Annotated in this window: 12 protein-coding genes; 11 read left to right on the plus strand and 1 reads right to left on the minus strand. The window is 62.9% G+C overall.

Annotated features, from left to right (window positions below; genetic code table 11):
- Nucleotides 1–322 precede the first annotated feature (322 nt).
- Complete coding sequence (locus QX041_RS22525; protein ID WP_315714231.1) at nucleotides 323–1021, minus strand: helix-turn-helix domain-containing protein; 699 nt, start codon at nucleotides 1019–1021, stop codon at nucleotides 323–325.
- Nucleotides 1022–1218: 197 nt separating this feature from the next.
- Between QX041_RS22525 and QX041_RS22530 the strand changes: the two genes are divergently transcribed.
- The 11 genes from QX041_RS22530 to QX041_RS22580 all read left to right on the plus strand — a co-directional run bounded on the left by QX041_RS22530 (nucleotide 1219) and on the right by QX041_RS22580 (nucleotide 14980).
- Complete coding sequence (locus tag QX041_RS22530) at nucleotides 1219–3963, plus strand: MFS transporter (protein WP_315750138.1); 2745 nt, start codon at nucleotides 1219–1221, stop codon at nucleotides 3961–3963.
- Between the two features lie 11 nt (nucleotides 3964–3974).
- Complete coding sequence (locus tag QX041_RS22535; protein WP_316166544.1) at nucleotides 3975–7727, plus strand: nitrate reductase subunit alpha; 3753 nt, start codon at nucleotides 3975–3977, stop codon at nucleotides 7725–7727.
- Nucleotides 7724–9244 carry a nitrate reductase subunit beta gene (gene narH / locus QX041_RS22540; protein ID WP_315750140.1) on the plus strand — a complete coding sequence of 507 codons (1521 nt, stop codon included), beginning with the start codon at nucleotides 7724–7726 and terminating at the stop codon, nucleotides 9242–9244. Before QX041_RS22535 ends, narH begins: the two co-directional genes overlap by 4 nt.
- Nucleotides 9244–9954 carry a nitrate reductase molybdenum cofactor assembly chaperone gene (gene narJ / locus QX041_RS22545; protein ID WP_316166545.1) on the plus strand — a complete coding sequence of 237 codons (711 nt, stop codon included), beginning with the start codon at nucleotides 9244–9246 and terminating at the stop codon, nucleotides 9952–9954. Before narH ends, narJ begins: the two co-directional genes overlap by 1 nt.
- 10 nt (nucleotides 9955–9964) lie before the next feature.
- A complete protein-coding gene (gene narI, locus QX041_RS22550) occupies nucleotides 9965–10687 on the plus strand; it encodes a respiratory nitrate reductase subunit gamma (protein ID WP_315714236.1) in 723 nt (240 codons plus the stop codon).
- Nucleotides 10688–10690: 3 nt separating this feature from the next.
- Nucleotides 10691–11515 carry a peptidylprolyl isomerase gene (locus QX041_RS22555; RefSeq protein WP_316166546.1) on the plus strand — a complete coding sequence of 275 codons (825 nt, stop codon included), beginning with the start codon at nucleotides 10691–10693 and terminating at the stop codon, nucleotides 11513–11515.
- Between the two features lie 10 nt (nucleotides 11516–11525).
- Nucleotides 11526–11819, plus strand: coding sequence for a hypothetical protein (locus QX041_RS22560; protein ID WP_316166547.1), 294 nt, complete (start codon nucleotides 11526–11528; stop codon nucleotides 11817–11819).
- 45 nt (nucleotides 11820–11864) lie between these two features.
- Nucleotides 11865–12470, plus strand: coding sequence for a DUF2478 domain-containing protein (locus QX041_RS22565; protein ID WP_315750144.1), 606 nt, complete (start codon nucleotides 11865–11867; stop codon nucleotides 12468–12470).
- Between the two features lie 341 nt (nucleotides 12471–12811).
- Complete coding sequence (locus QX041_RS22570; protein WP_316166548.1) at nucleotides 12812–14149, plus strand: hypothetical protein; 1338 nt, start codon at nucleotides 12812–12814, stop codon at nucleotides 14147–14149.
- Between the two features lie 10 nt (nucleotides 14150–14159).
- On the plus strand, nucleotides 14160–14669 hold the full coding sequence (locus QX041_RS22575) for a DUF2249 domain-containing protein (RefSeq protein ID WP_315827704.1): 510 nt from the start codon (nucleotides 14160–14162) through the stop codon (nucleotides 14667–14669).
- A complete protein-coding gene (locus QX041_RS22580; protein WP_315714244.1) occupies nucleotides 14666–14980 on the plus strand; it encodes a metal-sulfur cluster assembly factor in 315 nt (104 codons plus the stop codon). The genes QX041_RS22575 and QX041_RS22580 overlap by 4 nt, the downstream gene beginning before the upstream one ends.
- Nucleotides 14981–15049 lie beyond the last annotated feature (69 nt).

A 15049-nucleotide genomic window follows, 5' to 3' on the forward strand; every position in this document is an offset into this window, starting at 1 on the left:
GGTCCGCCGGCTGTGGGGAAAGGCGGTAGCGCTCCCCCGCGACCACCTTTCCCTGCACTCGCTTCATTCGGCTCGGATACGCCTCTCCGCCAAGCGGTGAGGCTGTGACCGTTTCCACCGGGTCCGGTTTGCTTTCCTCAGCATCGCCCGCGATCACGGCTTTGCCGGCCGCACGTTCCAGGGCCGATCGGTTTCGGGGCGTCCCAGCGACTGCCACACGGGGTGGGTGTGCGGCGGAGAAGAACTATATCGACGGCACCGTTTCCGTACTCTGCTGATTTGCCGTTCCCAACAGAGGGGCAGGACCGATCGCAAAAGAAGCCTACGAGCCGGGATCGTCGATCAGGGGCTTTGGCCGGGCAAACAGCTCCAACTGCTCCTTGTGGTCGATGACGATCTCTCGTCCGCGGACGCGAACCCCATGGCTCGTAAGTTGGGCAAGACTGCGTGACAGGTTTTCGCGCGTCGTGCCGATGTGGGAGGCCAGCGTGCCGCGGTCGAATGGGATGACGATATTCGCATGCCCCGGTTCGCGCTGGGCTTCGGCGAGGATCCAGTTGGCGAGGCGCTCGATGCTCGACCGGGCCAGGGTGCCCTTCAGTTTCTTGACAGAAGCGCGATAGGCATACGCCAGCTCCTGAGCAACAATCCGTGCGAATGCGATGTCTTCGTCGAAGAGTGCCCTTACATCGCGGGCCGGGATCAGCAGCACCCGCGACTCCGTCAGCGTGCGGGCTGAATTGAGATACGCCTGATCGACCACGACTGCAGCAAGTATGAAGGTCGACACGGGACGAAGCAGTGAGATGCCCCACTCGGCCTCGTCCTGCTCGGTGTAGATTTCCACCAACCCGCCAATCAGCACATGCAGGAAGTCGGCCTGATCTCCCTCGCGAGCCAACCGCACCCCGGGCGGAAATTGCTGCAGCAGAGCCGCGCCGAGCAACCGCTTCAGGTTCTCCTCGCTGAGGTCCGCAAACAGCGGCAGCGTCTTCAACTGGGCGAGTTCGTCGGGGCGCAAGCGAAGCTCCAAGAGTCACTCACCCGCTATCGCGCCGAACTGTGACAAAAGTCAATTGTATACGTGCAGTCTGACAATTCGATCTGGGACATTTGGCAGATTGTGGCCGACCGGACCGTCCGGTTGATGCATCGCAAAACATTTTCCTGGTCCCCCGAATAACTGCTGCGGCGTCGAAGCCATACGTCGAGGCCACCATGGACGCCGTAGATTTCAGCCCTGAGCACCGAACGCGAGCACTCTGGCTCTCAACAATCTCGTTCACGATCTGCTTTGCGGTGTGGACGATCTTCTCGATCATCGGCATCCGGATCAAGCAAGAGCTGGATCTGAACGAAACCGAGTTCGGTCTCCTGATCGGCACCCCGATCCTGAGCGGCTCGCTGATCCGGCTGATGCTCGGCATCTGGACCGATCAGTATGGCGGGCGCCGCGTCTACACCGTCGTGATGCTCGCCGCGGCGGTCGCGACCTATCTCCTGACCTGGGCGCATACCTATCCGCAATTTCTCGTCGCCGCGCTCTTCGTAGGAATCGCCGGTGGCTCGTTCGCGGTCGGCGTCGCCTATGTGTCGCGGTTCTATCCGACGGCCAAGCAGGGCACTGCGCTGGGAATCTTTGGCGCCGGCAATGTGGGCGCCGCCGTCACCAAGTTCGTCGCGCCGTTCGTGCTGGTCGCCTATGGCTGGCAGACCGTGGCCCAGATATGGGCGCTCGCGATCGGCGTCATGGCGATCGTCTTCTGGCTGTTCTCCGAGGAGGACCCGGTGGTCCGCTCGCGAAGGCAGCGCAAGCAGAAGGCCGGCAGCGCCTGGCTCGAGCTCGCGCCGCTCAAGAACATCCAGGTCTGGCGCTTCGCGCTGTACTACTTCTTCGTTTTCGGCGCCTTCGTCGCGCTGTCGCTGTGGCTGCCGCAATACCTGATCAAGGTCTACGGCGTCGGAATCCAGTCGGCCGGCATGATGGCCGCCATGTTCTCGTTTCCGGCCAGCGTGTTTCGCGCCTATGGCGGACACTTGTCCGATCGCTTCGGTGCCCGCCGCGTGATGTACTGGACATTTCTGGTCGGTGTCGCGGCGACCTTCCTGTTGTCCTACCCGCCGACGGACTACGTCGTGACGACCGTCAACGGAAAGGTCGGCTTTCATCTGGAGATGGGGCTCGTCCCGTTCGTCGTCATCGTCTTCGTGCTCGGCTTCTTCATGGCGCTCGGCAAGGCCGCCGTCTACAAGCACATCCCCGTCTACTATCCGAACAATGTCGGAGCCGTCGGCGGCCTGGTCGGCATGATCGGCGGGCTCGGCGGATTCGTGCTCCCGATCGCGTTCGGCGCGCTGGTCGATCTCACCGGTCTGCGAACCAGCTGCTTCATGCTGCTCTTCCTGCTCGTCGGGGTCGCGCTGGTCTGGATGCATCTCTCGATCCGGCAGATGGAGCGCGGCGTTGCCGGCGAGGCGCTGAAGCGGCTGCCGGAGCTGCCCGAAATGGAGGAGATCCACCGGCCCGAGCACATCGGAGCCCTGTCCGGCGCGGTTCTCACCGACTGGCGGCCTGAGGACGACACGTTCTGGAGGGAGCAGGGCCGAGCCATCGCGCGACGCAATCTCTGGATCTCCATTCCGGCGCTGCTGTTGTCCTTCGCGGTCTGGCAGGTCTGGTCTGTCGTGGTTGCGAAGCTGCCTTCGGTCGGCTTCAAGTTCACGACCGATGAGCTGTTCTGGCTGGCGTCGCTGCCTGGGATCTCCGGTGCAGTTCTGCGCATCTTCTACTCCTTCATGGTGCCGATCTTCGGCGGCCGGCTGTGGACCACGCTGGCCACGTGGTCGCTGCTGATACCCGCGATCGGAATCGGCTATGCGGTGCAGAATCCCGCAACGCCCTATCCGGTGTTCCTGATACTGGCGCTGTTGTGCGGCTTTGGCGGCGGCAATTTCGCCTCGTCGATGGCTAACATCTCCTTCTTCTTTCCCCGCGCCGAGAAGGGCAACGCGCTCGCGCTCAATGCCGGCCTCGGCAATCTCGGCGTCAGCGTGGTCCAGTTCGTGGTGCCAATCGTCATCACGGTCGGCGTGTTCGGCTGGTTCGGCGGAGATCCGGCGATGGCAACGAGCGGGTCGCAGCCGATGCCGATCTGGCTTCAGAACGCCGGCTTCGTCTGGGTGCCGTTCATCGTCGCCAGTGCTTTCGCCGCCTGGTTCGGGATGAACGACATCGCCTCCGCGAAAGCGTCCTTCGCTGATCAGGCCGTCATCTTCCAGCGGCGGCACAACTGGATCATGTGCTGGCTCTACACCGGCACGTTCGGCTCGTTCATCGGCTATTCTGCGGGCTTCCCGCTGCTGGCGAAGACCCAGTTCCCGGCCGTCGACGCGTTGCAGTTCGCATTCCTCGGGCCGCTGGTGGGTGCCTTGTCGCGGTCCGCGACGGGCTGGATGGCCGACAAATGGGGCGGCGGGCGCGTGACCGTCGGGGTGTTCCTGCTGATGATGGCCGGCGTGCTCGGGGTGCTCTACTTCCTCGGCATCAAGGATCAGCCCGGTGCATTCTGGGGCTTCTTCGCGATGTTCCTGCTGCTGTTCTTCGCGACCGGCGTCGGCAATGCATCGACCTTCCAGATGATCCCCAACATCATGCGCCAGGAAATGACCCGGCTCATGCCGACCGCGGACGCGGAGACGCGGCTGCGCCAGGCCGAAAAGGAATCCGCCGCCATCACCGGCTTCACCTCCGCGATTGCCGCCTTTGGCGCATTCTTCATTCCCAAATCCTACGGCACCTCGATCGACCTCACCGGCGGCGTGCAGGCCGCCCTATGGGGCTTCTTCGGCTTCTACGTCACCTGCGTGCTGATCACCTGGGCCGTCTACACCCGCAAGGGCGGCGTCCTGCACGATGTCGAACGGCGCCGGGCGATCGCGGCCGCTGCCCAACCCGCTGAATGAGGACGTAAAAGATGAGCCATTTTCTCGATAGGCTGACCTTCTTCACCCGGGCCAAGGAGGAGTTCGCAGGCGGACACGGCGTGACGACGACCGAGGACCGTTCCTGGGAGGAGGGCTATCGCAAGCGCTGGCAGCACGACAAGATCGTGCGCTCGACGCACGGCGTGAACTGCACCGGCTCCTGCTCGTGGAAGGTCTACGTCAAGGGCGGCATCGTCACCTGGGAGACCCAGCAGACCGACTACCCCCGGACGCGCCCTGATCTTCCCAATCATGAGCCGCGCGGCTGCGCCCGCGGCGCGAGCTACAGCTGGTACCTCTATTCCGGAAACCGGGTGAAATATCCGCTGGTGCGCTCGCGGCTGCTCAGGCTGTGGCGCGAGGCGCGAGCGCGGATGACGCCGGTCGCAGCCTGGAAGTCGATCGTCGAGAATCCGGGCAAGCGCTCGGACTATGTGCAGAAGCGCGGACTGGGCGGCTTCGTGCGGGCGAGTTGGGCCGAGGTCAATGAGCTGATCGCGGCAGCCAATGCCTATACGGTCAGAGCCCATGGTCCGGACCGCGTGTTCGGATTTTCGCCGATCCCGGCGATGTCCATGGTGAGCTACGCGGCCGGCGCGCGCTATCTGTCGCTGCTCGGCGGCGTCTGCATGTCGTTCTACGATTGGTATTGCGACCTGCCGCCGGCCTCGCCACAGACCTGGGGCGAGCAGACCGACGTACCTGAAAGCGCGGACTGGTACAATTCAGGCTTCCTGATGCTGTGGGGCTCCAACGTGCCACAGACGCGTACGCCGGATGCGCACTTCTACACGGAGGTACGCTACAAGGGGACCAAGAGCGTCATTGTCTGCCCGGATTATTCCGAGGCTGCGAAATTCGCCGATCTCTGGCTGTCGCCGAAGCAGGGCACCGACGCGGCGCTCGCGATGGCGATGGGTCACGTGATCCTCAAGGAGTTTCACATCGACCGGCAGACGCCGTACTTCAACGACTATGTGCGCCAGTATACGGATATGCCATTTCTGGTGCGGCTGGTGAAATCCGAGGGACGGCTCGTTCCTGAGCGGTTCGTGCGCGCCTCGGATTTCGCCACATCTCTCGACGAGGCCAACAATCCCGAATGGAAGACCGTCGCCTATGATGAGATCAGCGGGGCCATTGTCGTGCCCAAGGGATCGGTCGGCTTCCGCTGGGGCGAAAAAGGCAAGTGGAGCCTGGAAGAGAAGAGCTCGGCGAACAACGACACCCGGCTGCGGCTGTCTCTGGCCGGCATCGAGGACGACATCGCACCGGTGGGATTCCCCTATTTCGGCAACCGTCAGCACGATCACTTCAGCGGCACCAATCATCCGGATGTGCTGACCCGCAACGTGCCGGTGAAGCGACTTCGTCTTGCCGATGGCGAGGCGGTCGTGGCCACTGTGTTCGATCTGTTCGCCGCCAATTATGGCGTCGATCGCGGCTTCGGCGGCGACCACCTCGGCAGGAGCTACGACGATCTGGAACCGTACACTCCGGCATGGGCCGAGGCGATCTGCGGCGTGCCGCGCGGCCAGATCATCGCGGTTGCCCGCGAGTTTGCCTCGAACGCGTCCAAGACCCGGGGGCGCTCGATGGTCATCGTCGGGGCCGGTCTGAACCACTGGTACCACATGGACATGAACTATCGCGGCATCATCAACATGCTGGTGATGTGCGGCTGTGTCGGCCAGTCCGGCGGTGGCTGGTCGCATTATGTGGGGCAGGAAAAGCTGCGGCCGCAGTCGGGCTGGACGCCGCTCGCCTTTGCGCTCGATTGGGGGCGCCCGCCGAGGCAGATGAATTCGACTTCGGCGTTCTACGCTCACACCGACCAATGGCGCTACGAGACGGTCAATGTCAGCGAGATTCTCTCACCGACCGCACCGGCCGGTTCTTGGGAGGGAGCGCTGATCGACTACAATGTCCGCGCGGAGCGCATGGGATGGCTGCCGTCCGCGCCGCAACTGCAGGCCAATCCGATCGAGGTATCGAAGCGCTCCGCCGCCGCGGGCCTGGAGCCGAAGGACTACGTCGCGAAGGCCTTGAAGTCGGGCGAGCTGAAGCTCGCCTGCGAGGATCCCGACCATCCGAAGAACTGGCCCCGCAACCTGTTCGTCTGGCGCTCCAATCTGCTCGGCGCCTCAGGCAAGGGCCACGAATACTTCCTCAAGCATCTGCTCGGCACCAAGCATGGCGTGATCGGCAAGGATCTCGGCGACCAGGGCCACAATAGACCGGTCGAGGTCGCTTGGCACGAAGAGGCCCCGGAAGGAAAGCTCGATCTGCTGGTCACGCTCGACTTCCGGATGTCGACCACGTGCATGTATTCGGACGTCGTGCTGCCGACGGCCACTTGGTACGAGAAGAACGACCTCAATACGTCCGACATGCATCCATTCATCCATCCGCTCTCGGCGGCGATCGATCCGGTGTGGGAATCGCGCAGCGATTGGGACATCTACAAGGGGATCGCCGAGGCCTTCTCCAGGGTCGCGCCCGAAGTGCTCGGGGTCGAGAAGGACGTCGTGCTGACGCCGATCATGCATGACAGTCCGGGCGAAATCGCGCAGGCGTTCGACGTCAAGGACTGGAAGCAGGGCGAGATCGATCCGATCCCCGGCAAGACCATGCCAGCGGTCACCGTGGTCGAACGTGACTATCCGAATCTCTACAAGCGCTTCACCTCGCTTGGACCGTTGATGAACAAGCTCGGCAATGGCGGCAAGGGGATGGCCTGGAACACCGACCATGAGGTCGAGCTTCTGAAGCGCCTCAACGGCGTCGTCGCTGACGACGGACCGACCCAGGGGCTGGCTCGCATCGACAGTGCGGTCGACGCTTGCGAGGTGATCCTCAGCCTGGCGCCGGAAACCAATGGCGAGGTCGCGGTCAAGGCGTGGTCGTCCCTGGAGCAATTCACCGGCCGCGACCATGCTCATCTCGCCATTCCGAAGGAAGACGAGAAGATCCGATTCCGCGACGTCGTCGCGCAGCCGCGCAAGATCATCTCGTCGCCGATCTGGTCGGGGCTCGAGTCGGAGAAGGTCTGCTACAACGCCGGCTACACCAATGTCCACGAGCTGATCCCCTGGCGGACGCTGACCGGCAGGCAGCAGCTCTATCAGGATCACCTATGGATGAGGGCCTTCGGCGAGGGCTTCTGCGTCTACCGGCCGCCGATCGATACCAAGACCGTCAAGCCGGTGATCGATCGCAAGCCGAATGGCAATGCGTCCGTCATCCTGAACTTCATTACGCCCCACCAGAAGTGGGGCATCCACTCCACCTATACCGACAATCTCCTGATGCTGACCCTGTCGCGCGGCGGTCCCATCGTGTGGATCAGCGAGATCGACGCAAAGGCTGCCGGTATCGCCGACAATGACTGGATCGAGGCCTACAACACCAATGGCGCGCTGGTTGCGCGCGCTGTGGTCTCGCAGCGGGTCAAGCAGGGCATGTGCATGATGTATCATGCTCAGGAAAAGATCGTGAACGTGCCGGGCTCCGAGCAGACGGGGCTGCGCGGCGGCATCCACAATTCGGTCACGCGTGTCGTTCCGAAGCCGACGCACATGATCGGGGGCTACGCTCAGCAGGCCTATGGCTTCAACTACTACGGCACGGTCGGCGCCAACCGCGACGAGTTCGTCATCGTCCGGAAGATGTCGAAGATTGATTGGCTGGACCAGCCGACTGCTGACCGGTCGGCCACGACCCCCTCGGAGGCTGCAGAATGAAGATCCGTGCTCAGATCGCAATGGTGCTCAATCTCGACAAGTGCATCGGCTGCCACACCTGCAGCGTGACCTGCAAGAACGTCTGGACCAGCCGCGAGGGGATGGAATACGCGTGGTTCAACAACGTCGAGACCAAACCAGGCGTTGGCTATCCCAAGGATTGGGAGAACCAGTCCCGCTGGAAGGGAGGCTGGTCGCGCAATCGCGACGGGTCGATCCAGCCGCGGATCGGCGGCAAGTGGCGGGTTCTGGCGAATATCTTCGCCAATCCCGACCTCCCCGAGATCGATGACTACTACGAGCCGTTCACCTTCGACTATCAGCACCTGCAAAGTGCGCCCGAGGTATCTGCGATGCCCACGGCACGGCCGCGCTCGCTGGTGTCTGGAGAGCGGATGGAAAAGATCGAGTGGGGACCGAACTGGGAAGAGATCCTGGGCGGCGAATTCGCCAAGCGCTCTCAGGACATCAATTTCGACGGCGTGCAGAAGGAGATCTACGGCCAGTTCGAGAACACCTTCATGATGTATCTGCCGCGGCTGTGCGAGCATTGCCTCAATCCGGCATGCGTCGCATCCTGCCCGTCCGGCGCGATCTACAAGCGCGAGGAGGACGGCATCGTCCTCATCGATCAGGACAAGTGCCGCGGCTGGAGAATGTGCGTCTCCGGCTGTCCATACAAGAAGATCTATTATAACTGGTCCTCGGGAAAATCGGAGAAGTGCATCTTCTGCTATCCTCGGATCGAGGCGGGGCAGCCGACCGTGTGCTCCGAGACCTGTGTCGGGCGCATTCGCTATCTCGGTGTCGTGCTGTATGACGCGGACCGCATCGCAGAGGCCGCGGCCAAGCCCGACGAGGGCGATCTCTACCAGGCCCAGCTCGACATCTTTCTCGATCCGAACGATCCGAACGTGCTTGCGGAAGCCGAGCGCCAGGGCATCCCTCATGCATGGCTGGAGGCGGCGATACGGTCGCCGATCTGGAAGATGGCGATGGAATGGAAGGTCGCCTTCCCCTTGCACCCGGAATATCGGACCCTGCCGATGGTCTGGTATGTGCCGCCGCTGTCGCCGATCACGTCGGCGGCCTCGTCCGGCAAGATCGGGCACGATGGCGAGATGCCCGACGTCAAATCCTTGCGCATTCCGATGCGGTACCTCGCCAATCTGCTGACTGCGGGCGACGAGAAGCCGGTAACGTTGGCGCTCGAGCGAATGCTGGCCATGCGTGCCTATATGCGGGCCAAGACCATCGACGGCGTGGTCGACGAGGCGATCGCGAGGCGCGTCGGCCTGAGCGGCCCGCAGATCGACGACATGTACCACATCATGGCGATCGCCAACTACGAGGACCGCTTCGTGATCCCGACCGCGCACCGCGAGCTCGGTGCCGACGCGTTTGATATCCGCGGCTCGTGCGGCTTCTCGTTCGGCAACGGCTGCTCCGGGGGCGAAAGCGAAGTCAACCTGTTCGGATCGCCGCGTAAGGCCAAGAACCCGATGGAGGTCGCCTGATGAAGACGTTCAAGGTGCTGTCGGCATTGCTGAACTATCCGAGCGGGGAATTGATCACGGCCATCCCGGAGCTCGCGCGGGTGCTCGACCAGGAAGGCCTCGTCCAGCCCGGCATTCGCCGGGAGCTCGATGTGCTGCTGCAGGAGATCGCCACGGGCGACGTCTACGACCTGCAGGAGCGCTACGGCCTGCTGTTCGACCGCAGCAAGACCCTGGCGCTGCATCTGTTCGAGCACGTCCATGGCGAAGGCCGCGACCGCGGCCAGGCCATGGTCGACCTGCGGGCCATGTATGACCGTGCGAACCTCGTCATCGCCGGCAACGAGCTGCCGGATTATCTGCCGCTGTTCCTCGAATTTCTCGCCACCCGGGAGCTTGCGGACGCGCGCGAGTTGCTTGGCCAGACCAGCCACATCATCGCCGCGCTCGCGGAACGATTGGGGCGTCGGCAGTCGAGCTATCGGGCGGTGTTCGATGCGCTGCTCCAGATCGCCGCGGATCAGCCCCGCGCGGAGATCGTCGATGAGCTGCTGAAGGCGGCGGACGTGGATCCGATGGACCTGCACGCGCTCGACGCGGCCTGGGAGGATGAAGAGGTCAGGTTCGGCCCGGGAGGGGGCGACCAGGCAGCCTGTGGGCACGACAATCTGATCGCAAAACTGCGCCACGCCAAACGTGCGGTCAACGCGCCGCCGTCACAGTTGCAATGAGGGATTGGCCATGCAAACACTCAATGCCATCGTCTTCGGCTGGTATCCCTATCTCTGCCTGACAGTCTTTCTGGTCGGCAGTCTGATTCGGTTCGACCGCGAGCAATACACGTGGCGCTCAGGCTCGAGTCAGCTGCTTCGGCGGCGCCAATTGATCTGGGGCTCGAACCTTTTCCATGTTGGGATCCTCTTCATTTTTGCGGGTCATTTCGTCGGGCTTCTGACGCCGATCTGGGTGTTTGACATGCTCGGCGTGTCCCACGGCTTCAAGCAGATGCTCGCGATCGTCGCCGGTGGCGGCGCCGGACTGATGTGTCTGGTCGGCATTTCACTCCTCGCGCATCGCAGGCTTTTCGATCCCAGGATTCGCGCGACGTCGTCTTTTGCTGACACGGGTATCCTTCTGGTGCTGTTCGTCCAGCTGCTGCTTGGCTTGGCGACCATCCCCGTGTCGCTCGGTCATCTCGATGGTCATGAAATGGTCAAGTTCATGGCCTGGGCGCAGGGCATTCTCACGTTGCAGCCCGGAATCGCCGCCAACATCGTCGACGTCCATCCGATCTTCAAGGCGCATCTGGTCCTGGGAATGACCATCTTCCTGCTCTTCCCCTTCACCCGCCTGGTCCACATCTGGAGTGCGCCGGTGTGGTATCTCGGCCGCCGCGGCTATCAGGTGGTGCGCAGCCGCGACGGACGCCGTCATCTTGTGCAACCAATTCAGCCCGCGGAGTAGCCGATGGACTGTTCATTGGGCGCGGCGCTTCCAAAGCCGAAGCTGGTCAGTGTGAACGGGGTCGTGATCGAACGCGACGTCATTGCCCGGGAAGTTCAGAACCATCCGTCGGACAAGCCGATCCTCGCCTGGCAAGCGGCGGCGCGCGCGCTTGCGGTGCGCGAATTGCTGAGACAGGAGGTCATGCGGCTCGGCATAACGGCCGCTCCTCTGCGCGATGCCGAAGGTCGCAGCGAAACCGAGGAAGAGGCGGCGATGCGGGCGCTGATCGCGCGTGAGGTTCTGATACACGAGCCGGACGAATCGACGTGCCGTCGCTTCTACGATCAGAACAGGCAGCGGTTCCTGGTTGGAGAACTCTACGAAGCGTCTCACATCCTGCTGATCGCGCCGAGCAGCGATTCGCTGGCTCGGTCGGCTGCGCGAGACGAGGGGCGGACGATCGTGGAGGCCGTGCAGAGAAGCCCGGAACTGTTCGAGACCATCGCGCGCGATCGCTCCGATTGCAGGGTCTCGGCGGAGAATGGTGGCAGGCTCGGGCAGCTGTCGCGTGGGCAGACGACCGCAGAGTTCGACGCCGCGCTGGCCCGGATGTCGGTTGGAGAGGTCGGTCTGATTGAGACACGCTTTGGTATCCATGTCGTGCGCCTCGACCGACGGGCCCTCGGACAAGTCCTGCCGTTCGACATGGCAAGGGCGCGCATTTCGCAATATCTCACCGAGCGTGTGCGGCATCAGGCGCTCGCGCAATATGTAGCCAATCTGGCAGACCGCGCGGAGATCGTTGGCGTGACGTTGCCGGCGCCGCAATCGGTACTGCCGCAGTAGGGGGGCGATCATGCTGCTCGGGGATCTCATTCACGATCTCAGTGACGACGCGAAGTCGAGTGCGGTGTTGCAGGGGTGCGGCGACCTCACGCTCCTGGTGCGCATCAGCTCTGTCGCGGGTCGCCTCGGCGAGGATGTCGGTGAGTATGCGTCGGCTGCTGTCCGGCGCTTTGCAAATCTCGCAGAGAATGAGGATTGGCTCGGGTTGATGAGCGCTATCGACCGCGCCGCCGACCCCGCGATCGTCTGTCTGACGTCCATGATCAAGTGGTCGCTGCAGAGGGATGAAATCGAGCTCTCCTAGAACGGATCCACCGCAGGCTATCCGTGCTGGAGGGGCGGGTCAAAAATGTCGAAGCGTCAAATTGATGTTGGGATTCGCATGCACGATGTGATGGTAGAGAAAGTCGGCGTTGCGGCCGCGCCGCTGGTGGCGCTCGTATACGACGACGGGAAATATCCTTACGAGACGTTCGATCACCTCGTGGATCACTCGCGTCGAGCGCGATTGAAGGTCGCCGGCGCACTGCAGCGAAGGCTGTTCCTCGACGAAAATCGCAGGTGCGACGTCCTGCTCGAGGAGATCGACACGGCAAATCAAACCCCGATCTTCGAGGATCGTGGATCGGGAGCGAGAGGTTGCCGGCTGGATGAATCGGCGCTTGCAGAGGTGACAGTTCGGGTCCTCGCCAGCTTGGATGCACGTCCAAACATCCTGGTGTTGAACAAATTTGGTAAGGCAGAGTGCGGGGGAGGCGGAACGCTTGATCTGATCGCCCGCGCGTTGGACCTTGCGATACCGACGATTGTCGGCGTGCCGCGCAGCAATATCGATGCCTGGAGAGGTTTCGCCGGAGATATGGGGGTTGAGCTCGAAGCCCGCGGAGACGTGGAGCGGTGGCTGGAAAGTGTTCGGCAGGATCGAACCATAGACTCAGCCAGCCAGCTGCGCTGATTGCGATTGCGATTGCGAGCAATCGAGGGGTCGGGGACACAGAACTGCCAAGCCAGACCGTCGAAGATGTCTGCCGGCTGACATGGATGTTCCTCGACGAGACAGGAAACCCGCCGGTCGATCTGGAGTGGTCATCACGACGCTGATGACACGGAATGTTGCGCTCCGACAAAGAATGGCCGGTCGCGCCAGTTTAGCATCTTTCCGATCGCCGGGGATTGTATGGCGCAAGCTCATTGTTCGCGCCCCCTTGGCTGCGTTCCTCCGGGCGCCACGGCAACTGCCGAATGGCGCATCGTCGTGGCGAGTGCTGCGTCCGCGATCAACAACTGGAGCCGCTCATGATTGGGGCGAAGATCTCGCGCTGGACGATGAGCTATTTCGCGGCAGCGCTGGGGTGGCTGCTCGTTGCCTTGGCAATGCTGGTCGGCGGACTCGGTTACCCCGCCGCAGAGCTCGGCGCTCCCGATACGCTTGTCGTTGTGCATGCGGTCTGTATCGGTTGGCTCAGTCTCTCGGTATGCGGCGCCTTGTTCCAGTTCGTTCCCGTTCTCGTCGCAAGGCCGCTCCCCTTCGACAAATGGGCCTTGCCGGCCTTGTTCCTCATCAACGTCGGTCTGGTCTGCTTGATATTGGGCTTCCTCTCACTGGCCGGACGAATTGCTCCAGCCGTTTGGCTTCTGCCGGCCGGCAGCGTGGTGCTCGGCGCGGGTCTGGCGATGGTCGCGCTCGATCTGGGCCTGACTCTCTTCAGCCAGCCGAAGGGATCTGCTCTCTTTGTCATCGCCGGACTTGGCGCGTTATGCGCAACTGTCGCGCTCGGCGTCGCGTTCGCGTTTGCTCTCGCCGGATCGGCGGGCGCCTACGGCGACGCGCTCCTGGCCGCGGCGATTCCGATCCATGCGATTGCCGGGCTGGGAGGCTGGCTGACCCTGACCGCCATGGGGGTGAGCTATCGCCTGCTGGCCATGTTCATGCTCTCGGCGGACCTCGGCGAGCGACAGAGCACATCCGCGCTGAAATTTGGTGCGCTCGCGCTATCGGTCGCTGTCGTGGGCGGATTGTTCGCGATCGGCCTCGAGGCCGGGCTCGGAGCCGTGCTCATCGTCGCCGCCGTTCTTGGGGTGATCTCGCTTGCGCTCTATGGACGGGACATCGCGACGATCTATCGCTCGCGCAAACGGCGCCAACTCGAGTTGAACATGCGGATGGCAACCGTGTCTTTCGCCAACCTGGCGGCGACGGTGACGCTCGGCACCGTCATCATCGTCAGCGGAAAGGTCGGCGTTCATGTCGGCGCGTTCGCGTTCTTGGCCGTGTTCGGCTGGCTGTCTGGTCTCATATTCGCGAAGCTCTACAAGATTGTCGCCTTTCTGACCTGGCTCGAAACCTACGGTCCCGTGATGGGGCGCGCCCAGACGCCACGGGTTCAGGACCTGGCGGTGGAACGTCGGTCCGAGAAGTGGTTCATCATCTATTTTCTAGGCGTCTGGGCGGCGACCATCATGTTGATGATGGGCGAGGGCCAGGCGTTTCGCGGCGCCGCGGCGGTCATGGCCGTGGGCAGTATTGGAATCATACACGAGCTTGTGCGAGTCCGACGTCTTTCCGATGTTGCGGGCTCCCGTAGGCTTCCGGCCGGAGCCATCGCGCCAAGCCTGTTGTTCGCCAGAAACTAGGAGGAGAGCCATGACCGCGTACATTGACGTCGACGTCCGACCGATTCTCAGGGCCGGAGGCGAACCGTTCTCCATCATCATGGACGCGGTCGACCGGCTGGCGCCAGGCCAGGGTGTGCGGCTGATCGCGAGCTTCAGGCCGGTTCCGCTGCTCTCCGTCATGGCAAGAAAGGGCTTCGCCCACACCGATCGACCGCTCGACGATGGCGATTGGGAAGTGCTGTTTTCGCCGCTGGCTGCCGAGGACGCCGGTCAGGAAGACGCTGGTGCCGGCCTCGCCTTCGAGCAATGGCCAGATCCCGTAGTCACGCTCGACAACCGAGAGCTCGACCCACCCGAGCCGATGGTGCGCATCCTCGCGGCTGCGGAGGAGCTGGGCCCTGGAGAGACCTTGTCGGCACTTCTGGGCCGCGAGCCGGTCTTCCTGTTCCCTGAACTTGAGAAGCGCGGCTTTCGCTGGCTCGGCGGGTTTACGGCGGATGGATCGACCTACGAACTGTCGGTGAGGGCTCCGCTATGAGCCGCGATGTCATCGACCGCATCCGCGACGCAATGCGCGTGGTCATCGATCCGGAACTGGGGGAAAACGTGGTCGATCTCGGCTTCATCTATGAGATCACGGCGACGGATGGCGTCGTGCATGTCACGATGACGGCCACAACGCCCGGGTGCCCCGCAACAGTTTTTCTCAAGGAAGGGGTCGCAAGCAGCATTGCGGAGATTGCGGGCGTCGAAGCCGTGGACGTGACGATGACATTCGATCCGCCGTGGACCCCATCCAGAATTGATCCGGCCGTTCGTGCTGCGCTGGGTTTCGACAACGTCAATTGACCGAACGAAAGCGAAAAGCTGGCAGCGCTCGGCCGGAGAGGCGGCGTCGTTACGCCCGCTCGTCGAAGA

The organism is Bradyrhizobium sp. SZCCHNRI2009, from assembly GCF_032485115.1.
Classification (GTDB): domain Bacteria; phylum Pseudomonadota; class Alphaproteobacteria; order Rhizobiales; family Xanthobacteraceae; genus Bradyrhizobium.

Bases quoted from the DNA above. Each gene is read 5' to 3' on its own strand.
- QX041_RS22530 (WP_315750138.1), top strand. From the start codon at position 1,219: ATGGACGCCGTAGATTTCAGCCCTGAGCACCGAACGCGAGCACTCTGG.
- QX041_RS22535 (WP_316166544.1), top strand. From the start codon at position 3,975: ATGAGCCATTTTCTCGATAGGCTGACCTTCTTCACCCGGGCCAAGGAG.
- narH (WP_315750140.1), top strand. From the start codon at position 7,724: ATGAAGATCCGTGCTCAGATCGCAATGGTGCTCAATCTCGACAAGTGC.
- narJ (WP_316166545.1), top strand. From the start codon at position 9,244: ATGAAGACGTTCAAGGTGCTGTCGGCATTGCTGAACTATCCGAGCGGG.
- narI (WP_315714236.1), top strand. From the start codon at position 9,965: ATGCAAACACTCAATGCCATCGTCTTCGGCTGGTATCCCTATCTCTGC.
- QX041_RS22555 (WP_316166546.1), top strand. From the start codon at position 10,691: ATGGACTGTTCATTGGGCGCGGCGCTTCCAAAGCCGAAGCTGGTCAGT.
- QX041_RS22560 (WP_316166547.1), top strand. From the start codon at position 11,526: ATGCTGCTCGGGGATCTCATTCACGATCTCAGTGACGACGCGAAGTCG.
- QX041_RS22565 (WP_315750144.1), top strand. From the start codon at position 11,865: ATGTCGAAGCGTCAAATTGATGTTGGGATTCGCATGCACGATGTGATG.
- QX041_RS22570 (WP_316166548.1), top strand. From the start codon at position 12,812: ATGATTGGGGCGAAGATCTCGCGCTGGACGATGAGCTATTTCGCGGCA.
- QX041_RS22575 (WP_315827704.1), top strand. From the start codon at position 14,160: ATGACCGCGTACATTGACGTCGACGTCCGACCGATTCTCAGGGCCGGA.
- QX041_RS22580 (WP_315714244.1), top strand. From the start codon at position 14,666: ATGAGCCGCGATGTCATCGACCGCATCCGCGACGCAATGCGCGTGGTC.